The 20,641-nt window shown below is 69.3% G+C and carries 24 protein-coding genes and 1 tRNA gene; 13 read left to right on the top strand and 12 right to left on the bottom strand.

Going from position 1 to position 20,641, the window contains the following annotated elements; genetic code table 11:
• From AB0C29_RS04900 to AB0C29_RS04885, 4 genes are all read right to left on the bottom strand, one after another.
• Positions 1–346 (bottom strand): HAAS signaling domain-containing protein (locus tag AB0C29_RS04900; protein WP_360815223.1); only part of this gene is annotated, 346 nt, incomplete at its 3' end.
• Positions 343–684 (bottom strand): PadR family transcriptional regulator, encoded by a 342-nt coding sequence (locus tag AB0C29_RS04895; RefSeq protein ID WP_212991311.1) that lies wholly within the window; start codon positions 682–684, stop codon positions 343–345. The genes AB0C29_RS04900 and AB0C29_RS04895, both read right to left, overlap by 4 nt.
• 32 nt (positions 685–716) lie before the next feature.
• The gene (gene ligD, locus AB0C29_RS04890; RefSeq protein ID WP_360815221.1) at positions 717–1,628 is read right to left on the bottom strand and encodes a non-homologous end-joining DNA ligase; all 912 of its coding nucleotides are present in this window, start codon (positions 1,626–1,628) and stop codon (positions 717–719) included.
• Positions 1,621–2,547 (bottom strand): DNA ligase, encoded by a 927-nt coding sequence (locus tag AB0C29_RS04885; protein WP_360815229.1) that lies wholly within the window; start codon positions 2,545–2,547, stop codon positions 1,621–1,623. Before AB0C29_RS04885 ends, ligD begins: the two co-directional genes overlap by 8 nt.
• A 117-nt stretch (positions 2,548–2,664) precedes the next feature.
• On the opposite strand from AB0C29_RS04885, the gene AB0C29_RS04880 reads away from it, so the two are divergent.
• Together AB0C29_RS04880 and AB0C29_RS04875 are read left to right on the top strand one after the other, a co-directional pair.
• Positions 2,665–3,699, top strand: coding sequence for a Ku protein (locus AB0C29_RS04880; RefSeq protein ID WP_360815218.1), 1,035 nt, complete (start codon positions 2,665–2,667; stop codon positions 3,697–3,699).
• A gap of 13 nt (positions 3,700–3,712) precedes the next feature.
• Positions 3,713–4,201 (top strand): NUDIX domain-containing protein, encoded by a 489-nt coding sequence (locus tag AB0C29_RS04875; protein WP_360815215.1) that lies wholly within the window; start codon positions 3,713–3,715, stop codon positions 4,199–4,201.
• 102 nt (positions 4,202–4,303) lie between these two features.
• On the opposite strand, the gene AB0C29_RS04870 is transcribed toward AB0C29_RS04875, so the two are convergent.
• Positions 4,304–4,849 carry a type 1 glutamine amidotransferase domain-containing protein gene (locus AB0C29_RS04870; RefSeq protein ID WP_360815212.1) on the bottom strand — a complete coding sequence of 182 codons (546 nt, stop codon included), beginning with the start codon at positions 4,847–4,849 and terminating at the stop codon, positions 4,304–4,306.
• 29 nt (positions 4,850–4,878) lie between these two features.
• The gene (locus AB0C29_RS04865; protein WP_360815209.1) at positions 4,879–5,346 is read right to left on the bottom strand and encodes a DUF2231 domain-containing protein; all 468 of its coding nucleotides are present in this window, start codon (positions 5,344–5,346) and stop codon (positions 4,879–4,881) included.
• 87 nt (positions 5,347–5,433) lie between these two features.
• Here AB0C29_RS04865 and AB0C29_RS04860 point away from each other — a divergent pair, with 87 nt between their 5' ends.
• From AB0C29_RS04860 to AB0C29_RS04835, 6 genes are all read left to right on the top strand, one after another.
• Complete coding sequence (locus AB0C29_RS04860; RefSeq protein ID WP_360815207.1) at positions 5,434–5,874, top strand: DUF1304 domain-containing protein; 441 nt, start codon at positions 5,434–5,436, stop codon at positions 5,872–5,874.
• Between the two features lie 257 nt (positions 5,875–6,131).
• Positions 6,132–6,572, top strand: a complete 441-nt coding sequence (locus tag AB0C29_RS04855; RefSeq protein WP_360815204.1) for a DUF6232 family protein — start codon at positions 6,132–6,134, stop codon at positions 6,570–6,572.
• 178 nt (positions 6,573–6,750) lie between these two features.
• Entirely contained in the window at positions 6,751–7,641 is an 891-nt protein-coding gene (locus tag AB0C29_RS04850; RefSeq protein WP_360815201.1) for a helix-turn-helix transcriptional regulator, read from the top strand.
• Positions 7,642–7,698: 57 nt separating this feature from the next.
• On the top strand, positions 7,699–7,896 hold the full coding sequence (locus AB0C29_RS04845; RefSeq protein WP_360815198.1) for a DUF397 domain-containing protein: 198 nt from the start codon (positions 7,699–7,701) through the stop codon (positions 7,894–7,896).
• A 671-nt stretch (positions 7,897–8,567) separates the two neighbouring features.
• On the top strand, positions 8,568–8,768 hold the full coding sequence (locus AB0C29_RS04840) for a DUF397 domain-containing protein (protein WP_360815195.1): 201 nt from the start codon (positions 8,568–8,570) through the stop codon (positions 8,766–8,768).
• A gap of 68 nt (positions 8,769–8,836) precedes the next feature.
• Entirely contained in the window at positions 8,837–9,391 is a 555-nt protein-coding gene (locus AB0C29_RS04835) for a DUF6226 family protein (RefSeq protein ID WP_360815192.1), read from the top strand.
• A gap of 222 nt (positions 9,392–9,613) precedes the next feature.
• Here AB0C29_RS04835 and AB0C29_RS04830 read toward each other — a convergent pair whose 3' ends face one another.
• The gene (locus AB0C29_RS04830; protein ID WP_360815189.1) at positions 9,614–10,756 is read right to left on the bottom strand and encodes a geranylgeranyl reductase family protein; all 1,143 of its coding nucleotides are present in this window, start codon (positions 10,754–10,756) and stop codon (positions 9,614–9,616) included.
• 62 nt (positions 10,757–10,818) lie between these two features.
• Between AB0C29_RS04830 and AB0C29_RS04825 the strand changes: the two genes are divergently transcribed.
• The 3 genes from AB0C29_RS04825 to AB0C29_RS04815 are packed head-to-tail and all read left to right on the top strand — an operon-like array spanning position 10,819 to position 13,150.
• On the top strand, positions 10,819–11,385 hold the full coding sequence (locus AB0C29_RS04825; protein ID WP_360815187.1) for a sugar O-acetyltransferase: 567 nt from the start codon (positions 10,819–10,821) through the stop codon (positions 11,383–11,385).
• Positions 11,382–11,957, top strand: a complete 576-nt coding sequence (locus tag AB0C29_RS04820) for a TetR family transcriptional regulator (protein ID WP_360815184.1) — start codon at positions 11,382–11,384, stop codon at positions 11,955–11,957. Before AB0C29_RS04825 ends, AB0C29_RS04820 begins: the two co-directional genes overlap by 4 nt.
• Positions 11,954–13,150, top strand: a complete 1,197-nt coding sequence (locus tag AB0C29_RS04815; RefSeq protein WP_360815181.1) for an MFS transporter — start codon at positions 11,954–11,956, stop codon at positions 13,148–13,150. Before AB0C29_RS04820 ends, AB0C29_RS04815 begins: the two co-directional genes overlap by 4 nt.
• Before the next feature lie 144 nt (positions 13,151–13,294).
• Here AB0C29_RS04815 and AB0C29_RS04810 read toward each other — a convergent pair whose 3' ends face one another.
• Positions 13,295–15,808 (bottom strand): FtsX-like permease family protein, encoded by a 2,514-nt coding sequence (locus AB0C29_RS04810; RefSeq protein WP_360815179.1) that lies wholly within the window; start codon positions 15,806–15,808, stop codon positions 13,295–13,297.
• A 3-nt stretch (positions 15,809–15,811) separates the two neighbouring features.
• Positions 15,812–16,564, bottom strand: coding sequence for an ABC transporter ATP-binding protein (locus tag AB0C29_RS04805; protein WP_360815176.1), 753 nt, complete (start codon positions 16,562–16,564; stop codon positions 15,812–15,814).
• Positions 16,565–16,690: 126 nt separating this feature from the next.
• On the opposite strand from AB0C29_RS04805, the gene AB0C29_RS04800 reads away from it, so the two are divergent.
• Positions 16,691–17,155 carry a hypothetical protein gene (locus AB0C29_RS04800; RefSeq protein WP_360815173.1) on the top strand — a complete coding sequence of 155 codons (465 nt, stop codon included), beginning with the start codon at positions 16,691–16,693 and terminating at the stop codon, positions 17,153–17,155.
• 5 nt (positions 17,156–17,160) lie between these two features.
• Here AB0C29_RS04800 and AB0C29_RS04795 read toward each other — a convergent pair whose 3' ends face one another.
• Positions 17,161–17,508 carry a hypothetical protein gene (locus tag AB0C29_RS04795; RefSeq protein WP_360815170.1) on the bottom strand — a complete coding sequence of 116 codons (348 nt, stop codon included), beginning with the start codon at positions 17,506–17,508 and terminating at the stop codon, positions 17,161–17,163.
• A 135-nt stretch (positions 17,509–17,643) separates the two neighbouring features.
• A tRNA-Thr gene (locus AB0C29_RS04790) sits at positions 17,644–17,717 on the bottom strand.
• A 189-nt stretch (positions 17,718–17,906) separates the two neighbouring features.
• On the opposite strand from AB0C29_RS04790, the gene AB0C29_RS04785 reads away from it, so the two are divergent.
• On the top strand, positions 17,907–19,619 hold the full coding sequence (locus tag AB0C29_RS04785; protein WP_360815226.1) for a metallophosphoesterase: 1,713 nt from the start codon (positions 17,907–17,909) through the stop codon (positions 19,617–19,619).
• Here AB0C29_RS04785 and AB0C29_RS04780 read toward each other — a convergent pair.
• Positions 19,609–20,583 carry an NAD(P)-dependent oxidoreductase gene (locus AB0C29_RS04780; protein ID WP_360815168.1) on the bottom strand — a complete coding sequence of 325 codons (975 nt, stop codon included), beginning with the start codon at positions 20,581–20,583 and terminating at the stop codon, positions 19,609–19,611. The genes AB0C29_RS04785 and AB0C29_RS04780 overlap by 11 nt on opposite strands.
• Positions 20,584–20,641 lie beyond the last annotated feature (58 nt).

The raw sequence follows: 20,641 nt of genomic DNA, 5'->3' as shown, positions 1-20,641 counted from the left end.
CAGGCGCGTACGGGCCGGCGTAGGCGGGCGGCGGCGAGTCCGGCGGCGGCGCCACAGCTGGTAGCGGCCGTCGCGCCGCGCTGGTCGCTCCCGCGTACGAGAGCACCGGCTCGGCCATGCCGGCCTCCTCGTACGCCGCGGCCGCGACGACCTCCGGGCTGCCCAGCCGTTCCAGCAGTTCCAGGAGCTCGCCCTCGGAGGTCACGCCTCGTTCCACGCGTTCGTTGCTGATGTGCGCCGCGATCTCCGCGAGCAGTTCGCGGCGCTGGAGCACCGGCAGGCCGGTGAGCCGCAGCTCCAGCTCGTGCAGATACTCCGCGACGGCGTCGTTGGTCTTGTCGCTCATGCCCCACCGGTCCCTACGAGACGGTCGACGGTCTGTCGAAAGGAAACCCACTCCGAGCGGAAGTGCTCGAGTGCCGACCGCCCGCTGTCGGTGAGCGCGTAGTAGCGCCGCGGCGGTCCGGACGGCGACTCGCTCCACTTGCTGTCCAGCCAACCCACCCGGCGCAAGCGGGACAGCAGCGGATAGATCGTGCCCTCGGAGGCGGCGAGGTTCCGTTCCTCACCGAAGCGCCGGACGATCTCCGTGCCGTAGCGGTCCTCGTGCTCGACCATGGCGAGCACACAGAACTCGAGCGTCCCGCGCCGGAGGCTGGTGGAGAGTTGCGCGACGTCGGCCATGCGCCACACGGTACCTTGCCACGCAAGGTAGCTCAACGAGTCGGTACGGCCGCCCCGGGTTCCAGCAGGTCAGCCAGCAGATCGCCGTGGGTTTCGACACGCTCCAGCACTTCGGCGGCACCGAACTGCCGGGCCGGCTCGGCGCCCAGCGCCATCTCCGCGACCTCGTCCCAGGTCAGCGGCGTCGAGGCGGTCGGGCTGTCCTGGGCCCGCAGCGAGTACGGCGCCACCGTGGTCTTGGCCGCGTTGTTCTGACTCCAGTCGATGAACACCTTGCCGGGCCGGACCGCCTTGGCCATCTTGGCCGTGATCGAACCCGGCACCTGCGCGGACAGCTCCTCGGCCACCCGCTTGGCATAACCCGAGACCGTCTCGGCGTCCTGGGTCCCGGAGATCGGCACGCAGAGCTGCATGCCCTTCTTGCCCGAGGTCTTGGGATAGGCGGTGAGGCCGTCGTCGGCGAGCCGGTCGCGCATCAGCATCGCGACGCCGCAGCACTCCTTGAGCGCGGCCGGTGCGCCCGGGTCCAGGTCGACCACCAGCAGATCGGGATCCGCGCCGATCCGCCACTGCGGGGTGTGCAGCTCCAGCGAGGCGAGATTGGCCACCCAGACCAGGGTGGCCAGCTCGTCGACGACCACGAAGTCGATGGTCTCGCGGTCCTTGGTCGAGCCGGGCACGGGCAGCGTCGCCAGCCGGACCCACGACGGGGTCCCGCCGGGGGCGTTCTTCTCGAAGAAGTGCGCGCCGTCGACGCCGTTCGGGTAGCGGATCCGGGTCAGCGCGCGGTCCTTGAGATGGGGCAGCAGCACGGGCGCGATCCGGGTGTAGTAGTCGATCACCTCACCCTTGGTGAAGCCGACCGCCGGATACATCACCTTGTCGAGGTTGGACACCTCGAGGTCGCGGCCCTCGATCTGCACCGCATATCGCTGCCTAACCATCGTCGTCCTCCTCGGCGCACTCGTCCGGAGACTTATCCGGGCGCAGCCGCAGGAAACGCGGGAACCGCAGCCGGCCGTCCGGGGTCCGGTTGCCGTACCGCACCTCGGTGACCAGCTCCGGCCGCACCCAGTGCGCACCCCGGGAGTCCTCGCGGGGCACCGCGCCGGGCAGGAACGGCGACTCCCGGGTCTCCAGCGGCGCCAGCACCGACAACAGCTCGCGCTCGGCGGCCGCCCCGATGCCACCGCCGACCCGGCCACGGAACCGCAGCTGCCCGTCCGGACCCGGTACGCCCACCAGCAGGCCGCCGAGCTTGCGCACCCCGGCCCGCCAGCCACCGATGACGTAGTCCCCGGTCCGGTCGAACTTGACCTTGATCCAGTCCGGTGACCGGGCCCCCGGCAGGTACGCCGCGTCCAGCCGCTTGGCCACGACACCCTCGAGCCGGTTCTCCCGGGCGGCCGCCTCGGTGGCGGCCCCGTCCGTGAACGCCGGGGGCACCATCCACGAGCCACTGCCCAGGTCGAGGCTCTCCAGATGCCCTCGCCGCTCCACGTACGGGACGTCGAGCAGGGACTGGTCGCCGTACCGGAGCAGGTCGAAGATCATGTACGTGACCGGCAGGGTCACCGCCAGCCGGGCCGCCCGGCCGGGATCACGGACGTGCATCCGCTCGGCCAGCGCGGTGAACGACGGCCGCCCGGCCGCGTCCAGCACGACCATCTCGCCGTCCAGCAGTGATCCGGGCGGCAGCGACAGGCCGGTGACCTCGGGGTATGCCAGCGTCACCGCGGCGCCCGAGCGCGCCCACAGCTGCGGCGGCCCCTCGGTGAACGACGACAGCACGCGCACGCCGTCCCACTTGAACTCGTAGCTCCAGCCCGGCCCACGGGGCAGCGTGCCCGCGGTCGCGAGCATCGGCGAGAGCGGCGCGGCCGGCACCTGATCACCATAGGCACCAGCGAACACCTTACGCAGGCGTCTCAGTAATGCCATTCTTGATCTGGACTGCTCACGGTGGGGTAGGAGAAGAAGATGCGTGCGATCTGGAAGGGCGCGGTCTCGTTCGGCCTGGTGTCGATCGCCGTGAAGCTCTTCTCCGCGACGGAGGAGAAGGACATCCGGTTCCACCAGGTGCACCGCACCGACGGCGGCCGGATCAAATACAAGCGCACCTGCTCGATCGACGGCGAGGAGGTGACCTACGACGACATCGCCAAGGGTTACGACCTCGGCGGCGGCGAGATGGTCATCCTGACCGACGAGGACTTCGCCGAACTCCCGCTGACCACCTCGCGGGCGATCGACGTGCTGCAGTTCGTGCCGGCCGAGCAGATCGACCCGCTGCTGTTCGCCAAGGCCTACTACCTCGAGCCCGAGGGTCAGGCCGCGAAGCCGTACGTGCTGCTCAGGGACGCGCTGACCGAGTCCGACCGGGTCGCGATCGTCAAGGTCGCACTGCGCCAGCGCGAGCAGCTGGCCACCCTGCGCGTGCACGACGACGTGCTGGTGCTCAACACGATGCTCTGGCCCGACGAGGTCCGCACGCCCGACTTCGGTTTCCTGGACGAGGACATCGAGACCCGTCCGGCCGAGCTGGCGATGGCCAGCTCGCTGATCGACTCGATGGCCGGCAGTTTCAAGGCCGACGAGTTCACCGACAACTACCGGGCCGCCTTGCAGGAGGTCATCGACGCCAAGGTCGAGGGCCGCGAGATCGTCGCGCCGGAGGAGGCCGAGGAGGCGCCGGCCGCCGCCGTCGACCTGATGGCCGCGCTCAAGGCCAGCGTCGAACGCGCCAAGAAGGCCCGCGGCGAGGCCCCGGAGGAACGGGCCCGGGAGATCGGCGCCACCCCGATCGGCGCGGCCAAGTCGGCCGCCAAGAAAACCTCATCCGGTACGGGGACAAAGTCGGCAACCGCAAAGAAGGCCGCCCCGGCGAAGAAGTCGGCAGCGGCCAAGAAAACTCCAGCCGCGAAGGCGACTGCCGCGCCCGCCCGGACCACAGCGGCGAAAAAGGCTCCGGCCAAGAAGTCCACTGCCACGAAGGCGGCGAAGAAGTCGGCCTGACTACGCTGGTCCGGTGGCATTGACGTGGGATGAGTCCTATCTGGGCCGGGTACGGACGAGAGTCGGCGACACCGACACGATTCTGTTCGTGGGAGCGCGGGGTGTGATCCTCGACGAGCAGAACAGACTGCTGCTGATCCAGCGTTCCGACAATCACCGCTGGGCGATCCCGGCGGGTGCGATGGAGCTGGGCGAGAGCATGGAGGACTGTGCGATTCGTGAGGTCTGGGAGGAGACCGGCCTGCGCGCGACCTCGCTGACGCCGTTCGCCTTCTACACGTCGTACACGTACACCAACGAGTGGGGCCACACGTACCAGCAGATCCTGATGTCGTTCCGGATCCACACCTGGGAGGGCGAGCTGCTGAAGGTGACCGAGGAGTCGGTGGACGCCGGCTTCTTCCCGCTGGACGCGCTGCCCGGGCCCAAGTCACCGATCATCGACGAGGTGCTGGCCGATCTGGCGTCCTTCGAAGCCACCGGCCGGATGGTCTTGAAGTAGGCGTGCCCCGCCGGGTCAGCCCGGCGGCCGCCCGGCATGGCTGTGGCGCACGGACCGGGGTCTGTGCGCCACGTCAGCTCACTGTGTCCGTACCGTTTGCGGTTATTTCGCGTGGGCGATCTCTTCCAGCATCTTGTCGCAGAAGGCCGGGAGGTCGTCGGGTTTGCGGCTGGTCACCAGGCCGTCGTCGACGAAGACCTGCTCGTCCACCCAGGTTGCGCCGGCGTTGGCCAGGTCGGTGCGCAGGCTCGGCCAGCTGGTCAGGGTGCGGCCGTCGACGACGCCGGCCTCGATGAGGGTCCAGGGGCCGTGGCAGATCGCCGCCACCGGCTTGCCCGCGCCGAAGAAGTCGCGCACGAAGCGCACCGCCTCCGGATCGGCCCGCAGGAAGTCCGGGTTGGCGACGCCGCCGGGCAGCACCAGGGCGTCGTAGTCGGTCGCCGAAGCGTCCTTGACCTGCTTGTCCACCGGGTACGTGCCGGCCTTGTCCATGTGGTTGACGGCCTGGATCTCGCCGTCCTTGATCGAGACGAGCTCCGCCGTGCCACCGGCCTCCTCGACCGCCTTGCGGGGCTGGGTGTACTCGACCTCTTCCACGCCGTCGGTCGCGAGGAACGCGACCCGCTTGCCACTGATCGATGTCGCCATCGTCCGTGCCTCTCTCCGTCTCCGCTCGGTCAGAAGATGCGGTTCCCGGCTTCCGCGCGGGCAAACGCCGGGGTGCGGCGGCGGCGGTTGACGAGCTCGCCGCCGTACCAGGCTCCGAACACGGCGCCGGCCAGGGCGAGCAGCTCGATCGCGACCAGGCCACCGCCGGCCACCCGGTCGGGGGTGCGCATGCGGACCATCAGGATGACGGTGAAGATCAGCAGGACACCCATGTTGACCAGGCCCTGGAGCACGCCGCGCCGCTTCGCGGGGGTGCCGTTGGGGATGAACATCAGATCGATGGCGGAGGCGGCCGCGGCGAGGACACCGCCGATCAGGCCGGCGACCAGGTTCCAGTAAGCGAGCGCGCCGAGGATGTCGGGGCCGCCGAACACGTTACCCAGGTCGAACAGGACGGCCATCGCGAACAGGCCGAGAGGGAACATCACCAGGACCGGCTGGACGGCCTGATTGGCGATCCGGAGTCTGCTGTCCATGCGGGCTGTACCCTCCCCTACCTGCTTGTTCATCAACGTCGAGAGTTCGGCTACCCGGGGACCGCGGCGGCGAAACGCACCGTGTCGATGGTTACGTCCATCGATGAACCTTCATGTCCTATCGTTTGCCAAGATCCGGCCGCGACCTGCTCGCCGGCGGCGGAAGGAATAACCATGGAATGGGCAGCACGGATCCTGGTCGGCCTGGTGGCCGCGATCCACATTTACATCCTCGTCCTCGAGATGTTCCTGTGGCGGACAGATCGGGTGCGTGCCACGTTCGGTACCACCGCGGAGTTCGCCGAACAGACCGCGACCCTGGCGGCGAACCAGGGCCTTTACAACGGCTTCCTGGCGACCGGCCTGATCTATGGTCTCATCTCGGACGACCTGACGTTCCAGGTATTTTTCCTGTCCTGCGTGATCGTCGCGGGAATTTATGGCGCCCTGACATCGACCACCCGGATCCTGTTCGTGCAGGCCATCCCGGCTGCGGCGGCCCTGCTGCTGGTGCTGCTGGCGGCCTGATCCACGAGTCGGCTTGTACGCAATCTGCAACATGGCAGGTTGAGTGGTAGCGAGCAGCGCCATGGCCATGCTGTACTGAGGGCAGGCATTGAAGGGCGGATCTGGAGGGAAACAAGAAGCGGCACCCGGCGGCAACCGGGTGCCGTTGTCGCCTCCAGGGCGTCGTGCGATGCGACGCGCGAGGCGGGGTCGACTCTCTACGCCAATGGTGGCCCGCACTTCCCCTCCTCGCAAGGAGTCGTGGAGAGGAGTTCGCCATGCGCATCTACTACCGTGGACCCGACGCAGTGGTGACCGACGGACAATTTGCCTGGCTCGGGGACCCCGTGAGAATGGTGCTGATCCGGGACCTGCGAAACGTCCGGCGGGCGCACACCGACGCACGCCGTGGAAACCCCCGGGCGATGCAGGCCGGCCTGGCCGCCCTGCTCGTGACGGCGGCGGGGTGGAGCACCCTCGGCACCACCGCGGTCCTCGTGTCGGCCCCGCTCTGCGCCGCCATCGCCGGCGTCAGCACAGCGGCGTACTGGCGGCTGCGGCCACAGCGGTGGGAGCTGCTCGCCACGTACCGGGGCAGCAACGTGACCCTCTACGCGACCTCGGACGTGCGGGTCTTCAACCAAGTTGCCAGGGCCCTGCGCCGCGCGGTCGAGGATTCCCGGCCGGCCACCGACGGATACGACCTGGTCGCCGCATGACGGACAAACCATGTCACGCAGTGCTCCTATCGGGTGACAACTAACAGTTTGATCAATACCAGAGACGTGGTGATTCGTTCTCAGTACGATTTGGTCGCAACCTCGCTGTCTGCAAGATAGCCACCAGCGAGGTTGCGATCGCCTCGTCCGACGTACTCCTCGCGCTGATGAAGGACTCATGACTGAAGGTGATTCGCCGACAGTCGCGCGCCGCCGCATACGCCTAGCGTTGCGCGAAGCCCGCGACGCGGCCGGCCTCACCCAACTTCAGGTCGCCGAGGAGATGGAGTGGTCCCTGTCGAAGGTGATCCGCATCGAGAACGGCGATGTGACGATCGCGCCTAATGACCTTCGGCCGCTTTTGTCCTTCTATGGGATCAAGGACCGGAAGCAGGTCAGTGATCTGCTGACGTCGGCGCGGATCGCGCGGGCTCGGCAGCGCCAGGCGTGGTACCACGCCCCGGAGTTCCGGGAGCTGCTCTCGGACGCGACGCGCCGCCTTATCGAGTACGAGGCCGAGGCTGTCGCTATTCGTTCGTACTCGATCTACTACATGCCCGGTCCGCTGCAGACCGAAGAATACGCCAGCGCCCTGACCGGAAAGTTCGATGAAGAAGACATCGGCTCCCGCGAGCGCGTGCAACTCCTCATCAAGGCGCGGCAACTGCGCCGGGGGGCACTCCTCGAGCGGTTGAAAACCGTCAAGATGTACATCCTTCTCGAAGAGTCCGTCTTTATGCGGCCCATCGGCGGAGCGCGGGTCTTCGCGACCCAGTTGCGCGAGATGCGGCGCTTGGCCGACGAGGGACTCATCCATCTCCGAATGCTTCCCTATGCACTGGACTATCCGATCGCGAACAACGGCAGCTATGACCTCCTGGCGCTGAGCGACAGCGATACGGACAGCGAAATTCTGTATCGCGAGAACGGCATGGCGGACGAAATCGTCGAGGACAAAGCGACGAATGCCCGCCACCGGAAGCGATTCGAACAGCTTTGGCATCTGTCGAATGACGAGACGGACACGATCCGATTCCTCGACAGTCGCATCAAGGGTCTGGAGACATAATCGCCTGACGCCAAAGAACTCACAGCAGCTCATATATCCGAAGAGACCGGAGAACCAGTGTCAAGTCCAGAGCCGCTGCAGTGGCGCAAGAGCTCTTACTGCAGCAACGGCACCTGCATCGAAGTGGCTAAGCAGGCCGACCAGTACCTCATTCGTGATTCCAAAAACCCCCAAACCGCTCCGCTGGCGTTCACAGCTGACGAGTGGTCGGCGTTCTCCCGGGGTTTCCACGAGGGCCAGTTCCGCTTCGATTAAGGTGTCCGGCCGTTCCGTGTGCAGTCGACGTTTCAGCAGGCGTCGAGTGCTCGCGGAACGGCCGCACCTATTTCTGGCCTGGGATCGGTCCGGCGCAAACTGTCCCGGGTGGACGAGCCGGCAACTCGCCGACTACAGCGCTCATTCGGATCCGCCGTTCCTGCCACACTGAAAACTCATTCTGGCGACGGCTTTCGTGGCAGATCGCCGCCTACCAAGAATGATACCCGAACCTCCCGATCTTCGCACTCTTTATTTCTCCTGCACCGCCCGAGGACTGGACCACCTGGCCTGGTATCACTTTAGTGATTGCGCCATTCACCATCGCCACCTCGATGCATTACGGGGAATGGCAAAGCGACCGATGATGCGGTGGCTTCGCCCATCCGGTGCACGCACGGTGAAGTCTGCTCCCGCTGTGAGCCGGGCGCGAAAGCAAGCCACCATCGACCCTGACTGCACCGGTCGGCAGGTTCCGATTTTGATCACCGTTTAGCCATTTCGCGCACGGAAGACATGCCAAAACATGCGTTAACTGGACATACTCAAGTAACGTATCGCACTTAACGGGCAATCCGCTCATGGGATGACGGTTCACTCACTGTCGGCTTCTCCCGTACCTGTCGGGCGTCGCTTACCGTGTACTCGGGAACCGTCACGGAGGAGCGAGCATGATGAACTCCAAGGAACAACCGGCGTGGCGCAGAAGCGGCAAGTGCTCCGCTGGGAACTGCGTGGAGATCGCCGCGGTCGACGGCGGGTACCTGGTCCGGGACAGCAAGCGTCGCGAGCAGCAGCCGATGTTCTTCACCGAGGAAGAGCTTTCCGTCTTCGCGGCGGCATTCGTGGCCGGGGAGTTTCAGCCCGAGTGAGCATTTCCGGTCGCTGATCTTCTGGCGTTCCCGGCTGTGCCCCGGGCCGAGCGGGGCATACTTCGCTGGTGGGCGACACCGGATCGCGACCGGACAGCTTCTCTTCCCGGGTCTCTGACGCGGGACGGTTCCTCGTGCTGCATGAGGCTGCCGAGGACGTTCTCGACGAGCTGACCGGGCGTTACGTCGTCGACCGGCGCGAGAGCAAGGAGCCGGTCGGGCCCGCGCCGGGTGCTGAGGTCGTGCGCACCGTCCGGCTCATGCCTCGTAGCCCGGCCGCCGGGCCGCTGTCGATCGCCTTCACCGACTTTCCGGGTGTGGTGCTGCGCTTGGGCCGCTGGTTCTTCGAGGCGTTGCCCGACTGCGGCTGCGACGACTGCGCCGAGGACCCGGCCGCCCTGGTCGAGGACCTGCGAGCCCGGGTGTCCGCGCACGTCGAGGGCGGGCTGTGGGAGCGCGTTCGGCGTGGGGTCACCGGGTCGTGGCTCGAGACGCGGCTCATCGGGCCTGGGCTGCGGACCACACGCCAGGCACCGATCGACCCGTCCGAGGCGCGGGCCGCCCGGCGCGAGGGCTTCGCCGCCGCTGTGCAGTGGGCACCCTGGATCCGCCGCGCACCCTGAGCCGGGCGGCGGCCGAGCAGGGCAGGTGGGGGCTCGAGATCCGCGCAGTCTTGGCCGGCCACGCGACCGAACACGGTGAATCGCAATGCAGGCGAGTGCCCGAGATCTGCCGCGCGGCTTCGGCTCGGGCAGCGCGACCAAGCACGGCAGATCGCCGTGCCGGGGGCGCCCAGGATCGCCGCGCTCCAAGCCGAGCAGGGCGCCTCGGATGCCTCGTGCGCCTTAGGCGGCGCGGCCGCCGAGGAGGTTGATCGCCGTGCTGATGGATGGGCGGCGGACCACGTTCGCCATGGAGAGTTCGCCTCGGCAGAAAGCTTCGAAGGCGCGCCAGCCCATGGGGGTTGCGAAGGCCGCGTGCATCAGCCGGGGGTGCTTGGCGAAGACCCGCAGCAGGCGCCGGCCCGCCGCCATCTCGGGCGCCAGCTCACCCTCCACCTGCTGATCGTATTCGGCCAGCTCGGCCGGCGTCTGGGCCCGTGCAGCCACCTCACCGGCCCACGTCCCCGACCGCAGGGCGTAGCTGATCCCCTCCCGGGTCCACGGCTCCAGGAGCCCTGCGGCATCGCCGACGACGAGCACCCTGCCCTTGCGCAGCGGCGCGTCCGTCCGGCGGCAGCGCGTCAGATGCCCCGAGTCGCGGACCACCCGCCGATCCGCCAGCCCGAGCTGGGCCAGCAAGTCAGCCAGGTACTTCTTGGTCTCGGCTCCCCGCCCCTTCTCCATGATCACGCCGACGGTGAGCTCGTCGTCCTTGGGGAACACCCAGCCGTACGAGCCGGGCACCGGGCCCCAGTCCAGCAGCACCCGCCCCCGGTACGCCGCCCGGTCGGCCTCGGTCGCGGCCACCTCGACCTCCAGGCCCAGGTCCTGCTGGTCGAACGTGACCCCCACGTGCCGGGAGCTGATCGCCGCTGAGCCGTCCGCGCCGATGACGAACCGCGCGGTGATCACCTCGCCGTCGGCCAGGGTCACGGTGGCTTCGTCGGCGTCCTGGTCGAGCGTGCGGACCTGGGCGTTCTGGCGTACCTCGGCACCGGCCGCGCGGGCTGCCTCGTACCAGGCGAAGTCGAAGTCGTTGCGCCGTACCATCGTCAGCACCGGGTGTCCCGGTGACCTGCGGGTGAATGGCCGGCGGCCGTTCTCGGTGAAGGTTATGGCCGCGACCGTGTCGCGGGCCGGGACCTTGATCCGCGAGGTTGCTATCGCCAGCGAGGTGCCGATCAGGCCGCCGCCGCAGGTCTTGTAGCGCGGGTGCTCCGCGCGTTCGAGCACGATCGTCCGGGCCCCCGCCGTGGCCGCGGCGTGTGCCGCCGCCAGGCCGCCCGGGCCGGCGCCGATCACGGCGACATCCCACTGCGCTGTCACCTGCCGGATTCTAGCGATCATCGCTGTGTACAAACGTACACATGGTATGTACGGTTGTACGCATGGGCGAACGGACGATGCGCGAGCGGATGCTCGCCGGTGAGCTGTACATCGCGGACGACCCGGAGCTCGGACGCGAGCTCGACCGGGCCGCCGCCTTGAGCCACCGGCTCAACACCATGGACCCCACTGACGGTGCCGGCCGGCGTGCTCTGCTCACGGAGCTGCTCGGCGCTTTCGGTACGGACAGCGAGATCCGTCCGCCCTTCCACTGCGACTACGGCTATCAGACGTTCGTCGGCGCGCGGACCTTCGCGAACTTCGGGCTCGTCAGCCTCGACGTCGCGACCGTGACCATCGGCGACGACGTGCAGATCGGCCCGAACGTGCAGCTGCTCACCGCCACCCACCCCGTCGCGGCCGGCCCGCGCCGGGACAAGTGGGAGGCGGCGTTGCCCATCACCATCGGTGACAACGTCTGGCTGGGCGGGGGTGTCATCGTGCTGCCCGGCGTCACCATCGGCGAAAACACGGTGGTCGGGGCGGGCGCGGTCGTCACCCGTGACCTGCCCGCCAACGTGGTCGCGGTCGGTAACCCGGCCCGGGTCATCCGGTCGGTGGAGCCGTGACCACCGAGGCCGGCGCGGCCCGCTCGGCCCGCCGGTACGACCCCGATCGCAAGGCGCGGATCATCGACTGCACGGTCGACGTCATCGCCGAGCACGGCGTCGCCGGCACCACCCACCGGCGGATCGCGGCGGCTGCGGACGTACCCCTGGGGTCTTTGACCTATCACTTCGACGGCCTGGTGGATCTGCTGGCGCAGGCGTTCCGCCGGCATGCGGAACGCATGTCGCGGTCCTACGAGGCCGCGTTCGACGGCGTCTCGACCACCGCCCAGCTGATCGACGCGATCACCGACCTCATCCACGGTGACGCGGACGCCGACCCGCGTGACTGGGCGGTGGCCTACGAGCTGTATCTCGCGGCGCTGCGGGATCCGGCGCTGCGCACCGTCACGGAGTCGTGGATGCGGACCAGCCGCGCCGTGCTCGAACGGTTCATGGATCCGACCACCGCACGGGGCATCGACGCCCTCATCGAAGGCCTGGTCATGCACAAGACCCTGGCCACCACCCCCGGCGCCACCCGCGCCGAGACCCGCGAGATCGTCGCCCGTCAGCTTGGAGCCACCGCATGACCACCACCCTCGTCAAACCCACCGTCGACGTCCTCGCGGCGCGGCGCGCGGTCTACATCGCGTTCACCGGCTGCGGATTCGCCATGGCCTCGTGGGCCACGCGCATCCCGCAGGTCCGCGACGGGCTCGGGCTGACCCCGTCGCGGCTCGGCCTGGTGCTGCTGGCCATCGCGGCCGGCTCGATCGTGTCGCTGGTGCTCGCCGGGCACATCGTCGCCCGCTTCGGATCGCGGGCCACGGTGGCCACGATGGCGGGATTGCTGCTGGTCGCGCTGAGTGCGGTCGGCATCGGCTACCCGTACGGCATCACGCCGGTGGTGGTCGGGCTGTTCCTCTTCGGCTTCGCCAACGGCGCCTGGGACGTGGCCATGAACGTCCAGGGCGCGGTGGTGGAAGGGCGCCTGGGCAAGGCGATCATGCCCCGCTTCCACGCCGGCTACAGCGTCGGCACGGTCGCCGGTGCCTTGACCGGTGCCGGGGCGGTGGCGTTGCGCGTACCGGTGACCGCGCATCTGATCTTCTCAGCCGTCCTGATCGGAGTGATCGTGATCCTGGCGGTCCGCAGCTTCGGCCCGGACGACGTGCACCCGCCCACCGCGGACGAGGGTGGTGGCCTCCGCCGCACGCTGGCCACCTGGCGCGAGCCGCGGACGCTGCTCATCGGCCTGTTCGTGCTGGCCTTCGCCTTCGCCGAGGGAGCCGGCATCGACTGGATCAGCGTCGCGGTCATCGACGGCTACGGCGCCGAGGCGACGATCGGCACCCTCGCCTTCGCCACGTTCCTGACGGCGATGACGGTCGGCCGGTGGTTCGGGCCGGCGCTGCTGGACCGCTACGGCCGGGTGGCGGTGGTGCGGATGCTCGCGGTGCTGAGCCTGGCCGGGCTGATGCTCTTCGTCTTCGGCCCGAACGTCGTGACCGCCTTCGCGGGGGCGCTGCTGTGGGGTGTCGGGGCCTCGCTCGGCTTCCCGGTCGGGATGAGCGCGGCGGCGGACGATCCGGCGAAGGCCGCGGCCCGGGTGAGTGTGGTCGCCACGATCGGCTACTGCGCGTTCCTGGGCGGGCCGCCGCTGATCGGCTTCCTGGGGGATCACATCACCGTGCTGAAGGGGCTGGGCGCGGTGGCGGTGCTGCTCGCCGTCGCCACAGCGGCCGCCGGAGCACTGCGGCCGCTGCGGCCCACCGAAGACTGACGAGAAGAACGGCACCCGGTTGCCGCCGGGTGCCGTGTGGTGTTTCCCCTCGGACTCCGCCCCTTCTTGTTCCAGTGAAGCATGGCCAGTGCGCTGATCGCTACTACTCAGACTGCTACATCGCAGATTGGGTAGTCCGGAGATCTACTCACGCAGGCCGATGCCCTCGATTGGTGGTGTACGCAGCACCCGGCCGATCGGCAGCATCGTCGCGACCAGCGCCAGGGCAACCGTGCCGCCGAGAATCGTCGCGGCACCGAGGGCCGGCACGTACGGGATCAGCACACCCGAGACCGCGTGCACGACCGACGACAAGGTGATCGCCGCGATCGCCGTACCGATCGCCAGGGCCACGCCCAGCAGGCCGGCCTGTTCGGCGTGCACCATCCGCTTGATCTGGCCGCGCGTCACTCCGACCAGGCGCAGCAGCGACAGTTCGCGGACCCGGGCCAGCGCCGCCATGATCAGGGTGTTGGCCGCCGCGAGGACCGCGTACCCGACCAGGACCATGATGAGCAGCTTGTTGAGCCAGGCGCTGATCGCCAGGTCCTGGGCGAGCTCACCGGTCAGTTGCTCGGTGCCGACCACGGTGCTCAGGGGGTAGGCGCTCGCCAGGTCGGCCAGGCCGGCGGTGACGTCCGCCCCCGGCGCGGTACGGATGAGGAGGTGGTCGTCGAGGCCGGTCGCGGTGTGGCCGGTGAGCGTCTCGGTGTCCAGGGTGACGTCGCCGAAACCCCAGCCGCGGTCGTACAGCGCGACGATCCGCAAGGTCACCGGCACGCCGTCGCCGAGCCACAGCCGGGCGTCGTCGCCGAGCTTCCAGCCGGCCGAGTCCGCCAGCGTCGTCGACACGGCCACTGTGGAGACCCGCAGCTCGGCGAGGCTTCCCGACCGTACCCCCAGGTCCAGGGTCTGGTCGGCACCCACCGGGTCGATGCCCTGGGCCGCGACCGCCTGGGCCTCGAGCTGGTTGGGGACGATCACCGACGTGCGGCGTACCCCCGTCGCCGCGACCACCCCGGGGATCTTGCGGGCCTTGGCCGCGGCCGTCGCGGGCAGGCCGGCCCCGCCGGTCAGCGCGTGCTGGGCGAGCGTGCCGTCGTGGCTCTGAACCACCGTCTGGCGTTGCAAGTTGTCCTGCAGGAACCACACCGTGCCGCCGAAGCCGACCGAGAGCACCAGCGCGCTCAGCACCGCGACCATGCCCCGGGCGTTCGCCCGCAGGTTCGCCGCCGCCAGATAGCCGCTGTTGCCCCAGACGGTCCGCAGGACCGGCGTGAGCAGCCGGGCCGCGGCCTGGTTGATCCACGGCGCGAGCAGGGCGATGGCCAGCACGAACGTGTAGAGCATGCCGGTCGCGGCACCCAGCGCGGTCGTGCCGTCGGTGGCGCCGGTCAGTCCGATCAGTGACACCCCGCCGGCCAGGAAGACCAGGCCGGAGACGATCCGGACCCGGCCGCCGAGGGCGGGTTCGACGGCCGCCTCACCCAGCGCCTCGGTCGGGCGGATCCGGGTGGTGCGCAGGGCGGCGATCCAGGCGGAACTCAGGGCGACGAGCGCCACGGCCACGGTCACGGCCGCCGCGGAGAGCACACCGCCGCTCAGTTCGAAGGTGTCAGGGACGAAGCCGCGGGTCACGAGCTGGTCCCGGGTCCAGGCGGTCGCGGCCAGGCCGGCCGGGACGCCGACCACCGCGGCGAGCAGGCTGAGCAGGCCGACCTCGGCGAGGATCATCTGCCGTACCTGGCCGGGGGTGGCCGCGATGGCCCGCAGCAGAGCGAGATCGCGGCGGCGGTGCCGGACCGACAGCCCGACCGTGCCGGCCACCACGAAGATGATGATCATTGCGGCGTAACCACCGAACGCGGCGCCGGCCTGCACGGTCAGCGCCCGCGCGGCCACCGCCTCGGGCTGCTCGACGAGTCCCCGCCCGCCGTCCACATAGGTCTTGACGTTCGGCGCGGCCTGGCGGACCGCGGCCACCACGGCCGACTTGTCCGCGCCGGGCTCGGCGAGCACACCGATCGCCGTGAAGCTGCCCGGGTTGGGATCCAGCCGCGCGGCCTGCGCGTCGGTGAAGAACACCGCCGCCTGCGGACCCACCGCGTCGACCACCCCGCTCACCCGGAACTTGCGCTCGGCCCCGCCCACCACGATCGCGGTGGCGTCCCCGGGCTGCAATTTCCCGCCTGCGGCGAGCCGGGCGTCGACGGCGATCTCACCGTCGGCCCGCGGCTGGCTGCCGGCCACCATCCGGTACGGGGCCAGCGCGGCACTCCCCCAGCCGTGGCCGACGGTCCGCACCCCCGGCGCCGCCACCGGCGTGACCGCGATCGAGTGGTCGCCCACGGCACTTGCCACGCCCGGCACCGCCGCGATCGTCGCCACCAGCGTCTCCGGGACCCGGCCGCCCTCGGGCAGCGACACAGTGGTGGACTCGGTCTCGCCGAAGATCTCCGGCCCGGCGATGGTGCGATCACGGTCGGCCACGACGGCCACCGCGGCCGCGTACCGCTGGGGTGAGCCCTGATAGCGCAGACCGGACTCGACCAGCAGCCCGCAGGTCATCAGGATCATGACGCCGGCGGCGAGAGCGACGAACGTCGCCACGAAAGTGCCCTTACGGAAGCGCAACATCTGCACGGCCAGTCCCAGCACGGCTCAGCCCTCCCGGCTCGCGACGGGCTGCCGGCGGCCGAGCCGGGCCAGCTGCTCAGCGATGCGCTCGGCCCCCGGCTGCGGCATGTCCTGCACGATCCGGCCATCCGCGAGCACCATGACCCGGTCGGCGTACGAGGCGGCGACCGGGTCGTGGGTCACCATGATCACGGTCTGCCCGGTGTCGTCGACGACCGACCGCAGCAGCGTCAGCACCTCCGCCGCGGTCTGCGTGTCGAGCGCCCCGGTGGGCTCGTCGCAGAAAATCACCTCGGGCCGGGTGACCAGCGCCCGGGCGATCGCCACCCGCTGCTGCTGACCACCGGAAAGCTCCGACGGACGGTGCCCCAGCCGGTTGCCCAGCCCGACCCGGTCGACAACCTCGGCGAGCCAGGCCCGGTCCGGGCGGCTCCCGGAGAGCCGGGACGGCAACAGGATGTTCTGCTCGACGGTGAGGGCACCGACCAGGTTGAACGCCTGGAACACAAAACCGATCCGGTTGCGGCGCAGCTTGGTGAGTGCCTTCTCGGACATCGACGAAAGGTCGGTGTCCCCGATCCGCACCCGCCCCGAGGACGGCCGGTCAAGCCCGGCGGCGCAGTGCAGCAGCGTGCTCTTGCCGGAGCCGGACGGCCCCATGACGGCGGTGGCGGTCCCCTTGAGGAACCAGGCGTCGACGTCGGCGAGGGCAACTACGGGCTGCTCACCGCCGTACGTCTTGCTGACACCTTCGACGGTGACGGCGATATCTGACATGGCTGGGGCCTTCCGAAGCGGTCTTGTGTGGTCTCCTCCGACGCTAGGGAGATCACGGCTCAGCTTCGATGAAGCAGGCTGCCCGCCGGGGGTACAGCAGGCGCTACCGCCCCTTATCGTGGCGCGGTGACTTCGTTCCCGCCGCCGGCCTTCGCTCCCGCTCCCACGCCCCCGCCCCGCAAGCGCCGCACCTGGCTCATCGTCCTGGCGACGGTGGGCATCCTGACGGTGCTGGTGTGCGCGCTGGGACTCGGCCGGCTCTTCTTCCGGCTCAAGCACGTGACCGACATCGAGAAAGAGGTCGAGAAGACGACGGGGGCCTTCATCGAGGACCGCCGGGACGGGCTTAGCCAGGCCGGGTACGACGGACTGTGCGCGGAGGCGAAGGAGGAGTTCCGGCTCGAGGACCTCGCCGGGCCGCCGGAGAAGCCGGTCACGGACTTCCAGATCCTGCTGACGGATGTGGAGCACGCGCGCGGACAGGCGACGGTCAGTGTCGATGTGCAGCGGGGGGACGGGACCCGGGAGAAGGAGGTCTACATCCTTGATGAGGACGGGGAGCGGTGGAAGATGTGCGCGTTTCCCAGCTGAGCCCGTCAGGGCTTGCCCCACCCGTCTTCATCTTCGGCCGCGGCCAGCGCGGCGAGCTCCTGTGGGCTTGAGTCGGGCATCCGAAAGCCTGATTCCACGAGCGCAATCACGAAGTCGTCGGGCAGCTCGACGTGGTAGCGCTCGACGTAGTGGGCGAGATCCTGGCGCCACAGCCAGGTGCCGTCGGTGAGCAGCGAGGGGGCTCCGGAGCCCTCCTCGAACGACGTGCCGTCGAGGATGTCCGCCGCCCACTCCATGATCCCGGCGATCATGTGGCCCGCGCGCAGGTAGCCGACGATGTCCGCCTCCGACCTGATGCGGCGCGTGCCCGTTTGGTCACGCAGCCACGGCAAGGAGGGGTGGTTCGAGTAGAACTCGCGGAAGAAACCGACTCGCCGTAACACCCTGCGTACGCCCTTTCCGGGGCCCGCATAGACAGAAGTACGGCCCTGACCGATGTTTCCACTGGTCAGGGCCGTACTTTCTTGAGCCGCCTGACGGAATCGAACCGTCGACCTACGCATTACGAGTGCGTCGCTCTAGCCGACTGAGCTAAGGCGGCAACGATCGTTGAGTCTACTGCATCGGTCGTCGTACTCCTGAACGGGTCCGGCCGCGACGCGCCGGAAGCGGACGGCGGGTGTCATACCCCCGGACTAGTCTGCCTCTCGTGACCGATCAACAGCCGCCCCCGCGGCATCGACGGCGGTCCGCCGAGGCTGAGCCCTCGGTGGCGCGGCGGCCGGTGAGCATGGATCCGCAGCAGCTCGGGTTCACGCCTCAGCGACCAGTCGGCTGGCTGGCTCCGTTACTCCTGCTCAACACCGGTCTGCGCACGCTGATGGCCACCCTGTTCGGCGCTTACCTCGACAAGCGTGAGCTGCAGAACGCCCTCTCCGGCGACTCCTTCCAGCAGCCGGGCACCGACGGCGAGCTGTGGCTCGACTACGTGGCCGATCTGGGCGACGGCTTCCACGCGACCTACTCGGTGGCGTACCTGTTGGCGCAGCCACAGCTGGAGGTCGACGGCCGGGTCCTGCCGCGCGGCCAGGTGCTGCTCATGGGTGGCGATCAGGTTTATCCGCTCGCCAACGGCGACGGTTACGAAAACCGGATGAAAGGGCCGTACCGCGCGGCCCTGCCGGAGGCGCCGGCCGGCGGGCCGCGACCCACTCTCTTCGCCCTGCCGGGCAACCACGACTGGTACGACGGCCTGACCGCATTCCTGCGCCTCTTCGCACGCCGCAAGGACGGGCACATCGGCGGCTGGCGCACCCAGCAGCGCCGTTCCTACTTCGCCGTGGAGCTGCCGGCCAACTGGTGGCTGTTCGCGATCGACGAGCAGTTCGGCGCGTACATCGACGACCCGCAGCTGCTCTACTTCGAGAAGGCGGCCCGCAACCTCGGCCCCGACGACCGGATCATCCTGATGACGCCGTCGCCGACCTGGGTCAAGGCCGCCAAGAAGCCCGAGGCGTACGACGCGGTCGACTACTTCATCCGCACCATCCTCGCGCCGACCGGGGCCCAGGTTCGCCTGCTCGTCTCCGGCGACCTGCACCACTACGCGCGCTACACCGGCGAGGACCGCGAGCTGATCACGTGCGGTGGCGGCGGCGCCTACCTGCTGGGCACGCACCAGCTGCCGGAGACGCTGACCGTGCCGCCGAAGGAGACGCTGACCCGCAGCGCCAGCCGCAGCCGGGAGTATTCGCTGGCGTCCCGCTTCCCCAGCGCCACGCAGTCCCGGCGGATGGGCTGGGGAGTCTTCGGCAAGCTGCCGGCCCGCAACACCGGCTTCGCGACGATGCTCGGCATCGTCCACACCCTGACCATGCTGGCCATGGCGGGCGCGGCCAGCCAGGGCGGCACGATCCAGCGGCTGTTCAGCATCCCGCTGGTCTTCATGCTGGTGCTGATCCTGACCGGCACGGTGCTGTTCGCGCAGCCGCCGGGGGCCAGCTCCGACAAACACGCCCGGCATTGGATCCTCGGCCTGGCCCACGGCTTCGCCCAGATAGCGCTCGCGGCCGGCGGCACCTGGGTGTGGCTGCAACTGCCGTTCCGAGATTGGGCGTGGCCGGGGCCGCTGGCGGTGGCAGCGGTGCTCTACGGGCCGTTGATCGCTTACCTGGCGACGCAGCTGCTGGCGCTGTATCTGCTGATCGCGAGCTATTTCGACGTCAACGTCAACGAGCTGTTCGCGGGCCAGGGCATCGAGGACGCCAAAAGCTTCCTCCGCCTGCATATCGCGGCGGACGGCACCCTGACCGTGCACCCGATCGGCGTCGACAAGATCTGCCGGCAGTGGACGGCCGACCCGCACGGGGCGCCGGACAGTTCGTGGCTGCGCCCGGAGGAGCCGCTCCTGACGCATCTGATCGAGCCACCGATTGTGGTTGACGGCCCGGCCCACTCGGCCGCGCCCGGCACGGCGGAGCCGGCAGAGGTGATCACACCTTGAGCGGGCCGGCCACAGGCAGCTGGTCATGGTCGATGAGCCAGCGCACCGATTCCAGGACGGCATCCTCCGGCTCGTGGCGCGGTGCGAATCCGAGAAGCGTGCGAGCTTTGTCGATGCTGAAGTAGTGGCTGCGGGAGAGGTGCTCCCAGCTGGCTTCGGCAGCCTCGGCGGAGCTGGAGCTGCTGCGGAACTGCTCCCAGGTCACCGTGCGCAGCTCCGCCGTCCGGCCGAACCAGGACGCGGCGATCTCGGCGTAACCGCGAACGTTGAGCGCTGAGGGCGCGACGACGGTGAAGTCCTGCCCGGCGGCGGCAGCCCGGTGCTCGACGGCCGCCTCGAAGGCCTGGGCCACGTCATCGGCGTGCACGTGGTGCATGAACTCGGCACCGATCCCCGGCACGTCGATCGGTTCGCCCGCGGAAAGCCTGGCCCAGACCCCGGGGTCGAGGTTGCCGAGCGGGCCGATCGGGTGCCAGCCCGGACCGACGATGTGGCCGGGGTGCAGCGACGTGGTGACCAATCCGCCGGACCTGGTCTCGGCTTGCAGCAGGTCGGCGATGGCGGCCTTGGCGATCCCGTACTCGCCGACCGGCGGGGCCGCGTTGTCCTCGGTGATCGGGAACTTCACGCTCGGGCCGGCGCGCCAGATCGAGCCGCAGTGCAGCAGATGGCCGGTCTCGCCACGTAGCCGCTCGACGAGGGCAGTCGCGGAGTCGAGGGTGAAGCAGATGAGGTCGATGACGACGTCGGGGTGAAGGCCGGCGACACGACCCCCGAAGGTGCCCGCCCGGTCCTCGGCCTCCCGGTCCGCGCTGACCTGCCGCACCCGCTGCCAGGCCGGATCGTCGGTGTAGCTGGAACTCTGCCCACGGCTGATGCTGATCACCTCGTGACCGGCGCGGACCAGTCGCGGGATCAGGAACGTGCCGATGTGCCCGCTGCCGCCGATGACCACAACCCTCATGACGTCAGGCTATGCCGGGCCGCCGGGCCGCCGGGCCGCCGGGCCGCCGGGCCGCCGG

The organism is Actinoplanes sp. NPDC048791, assembly GCF_040650095.1.
Taxonomy (GTDB): Bacteria; Actinomycetota; Actinomycetes; order Mycobacteriales; family Micromonosporaceae; genus Actinoplanes.
The sequence above is the reverse complement of the archived record's forward strand: the minus strand, read 5'-3'. Positions and strand labels throughout refer to the sequence as shown.

Coding starts and splice junctions, on each gene's coding strand:
- AB0C29_RS04895 (WP_212991311.1), bottom strand. CDS start 684: ATGGCCGACGTCGCGCAACTCTCCACCAGCCTCCGGCGCGGGACGCTC.
- AB0C29_RS04860 (WP_360815207.1), top strand. CDS start 5,434: ATGGTTACGTCCATCGATGAACCTTCATGTCCTATCGTTTGCCAAGAT.
- AB0C29_RS04825 (WP_360815187.1), top strand. CDS start 10,819: ATGGGCGAACGGACGATGCGCGAGCGGATGCTCGCCGGTGAGCTGTAC.
- AB0C29_RS04815 (WP_360815181.1), top strand. CDS start 11,954: ATGACCACCACCCTCGTCAAACCCACCGTCGACGTCCTCGCGGCGCGG.
- AB0C29_RS04880 (WP_360815218.1), top strand. CDS start 2,665: ATGCGTGCGATCTGGAAGGGCGCGGTCTCGTTCGGCCTGGTGTCGATC.
- AB0C29_RS04785 (WP_360815226.1), top strand. CDS start 17,907: ATGGATCCGCAGCAGCTCGGGTTCACGCCTCAGCGACCAGTCGGCTGG.
- AB0C29_RS04805 (WP_360815176.1), bottom strand. CDS start 16,564: ATGTCAGATATCGCCGTCACCGTCGAAGGTGTCAGCAAGACGTACGGC.
- AB0C29_RS04870 (WP_360815212.1), bottom strand. CDS start 4,849: ATGGCGACATCGATCAGTGGCAAGCGGGTCGCGTTCCTCGCGACCGAC.
- ligD (WP_360815221.1), bottom strand. CDS start 1,628: ATGGTTAGGCAGCGATATGCGGTGCAGATCGAGGGCCGCGACCTCGAG.
- AB0C29_RS04865 (WP_360815209.1), bottom strand. CDS start 5,346: ATGGACAGCAGACTCCGGATCGCCAATCAGGCCGTCCAGCCGGTCCTG.
- AB0C29_RS04855 (WP_360815204.1), top strand. CDS start 6,132: ATGCGCATCTACTACCGTGGACCCGACGCAGTGGTGACCGACGGACAA.
- AB0C29_RS04780 (WP_360815168.1), bottom strand. CDS start 20,583: ATGAGGGTTGTGGTCATCGGCGGCAGCGGGCACATCGGCACGTTCCTG.
- AB0C29_RS04850 (WP_360815201.1), top strand. CDS start 6,751: ATGACTGAAGGTGATTCGCCGACAGTCGCGCGCCGCCGCATACGCCTA.
- AB0C29_RS04840 (WP_360815195.1), top strand. CDS start 8,568: ATGATGAACTCCAAGGAACAACCGGCGTGGCGCAGAAGCGGCAAGTGC.
- AB0C29_RS04885 (WP_360815229.1), bottom strand. CDS start 2,547: ATGCTCGCGACCGCGGGCACGCTGCCCCGTGGGCCGGGCTGGAGCTAC.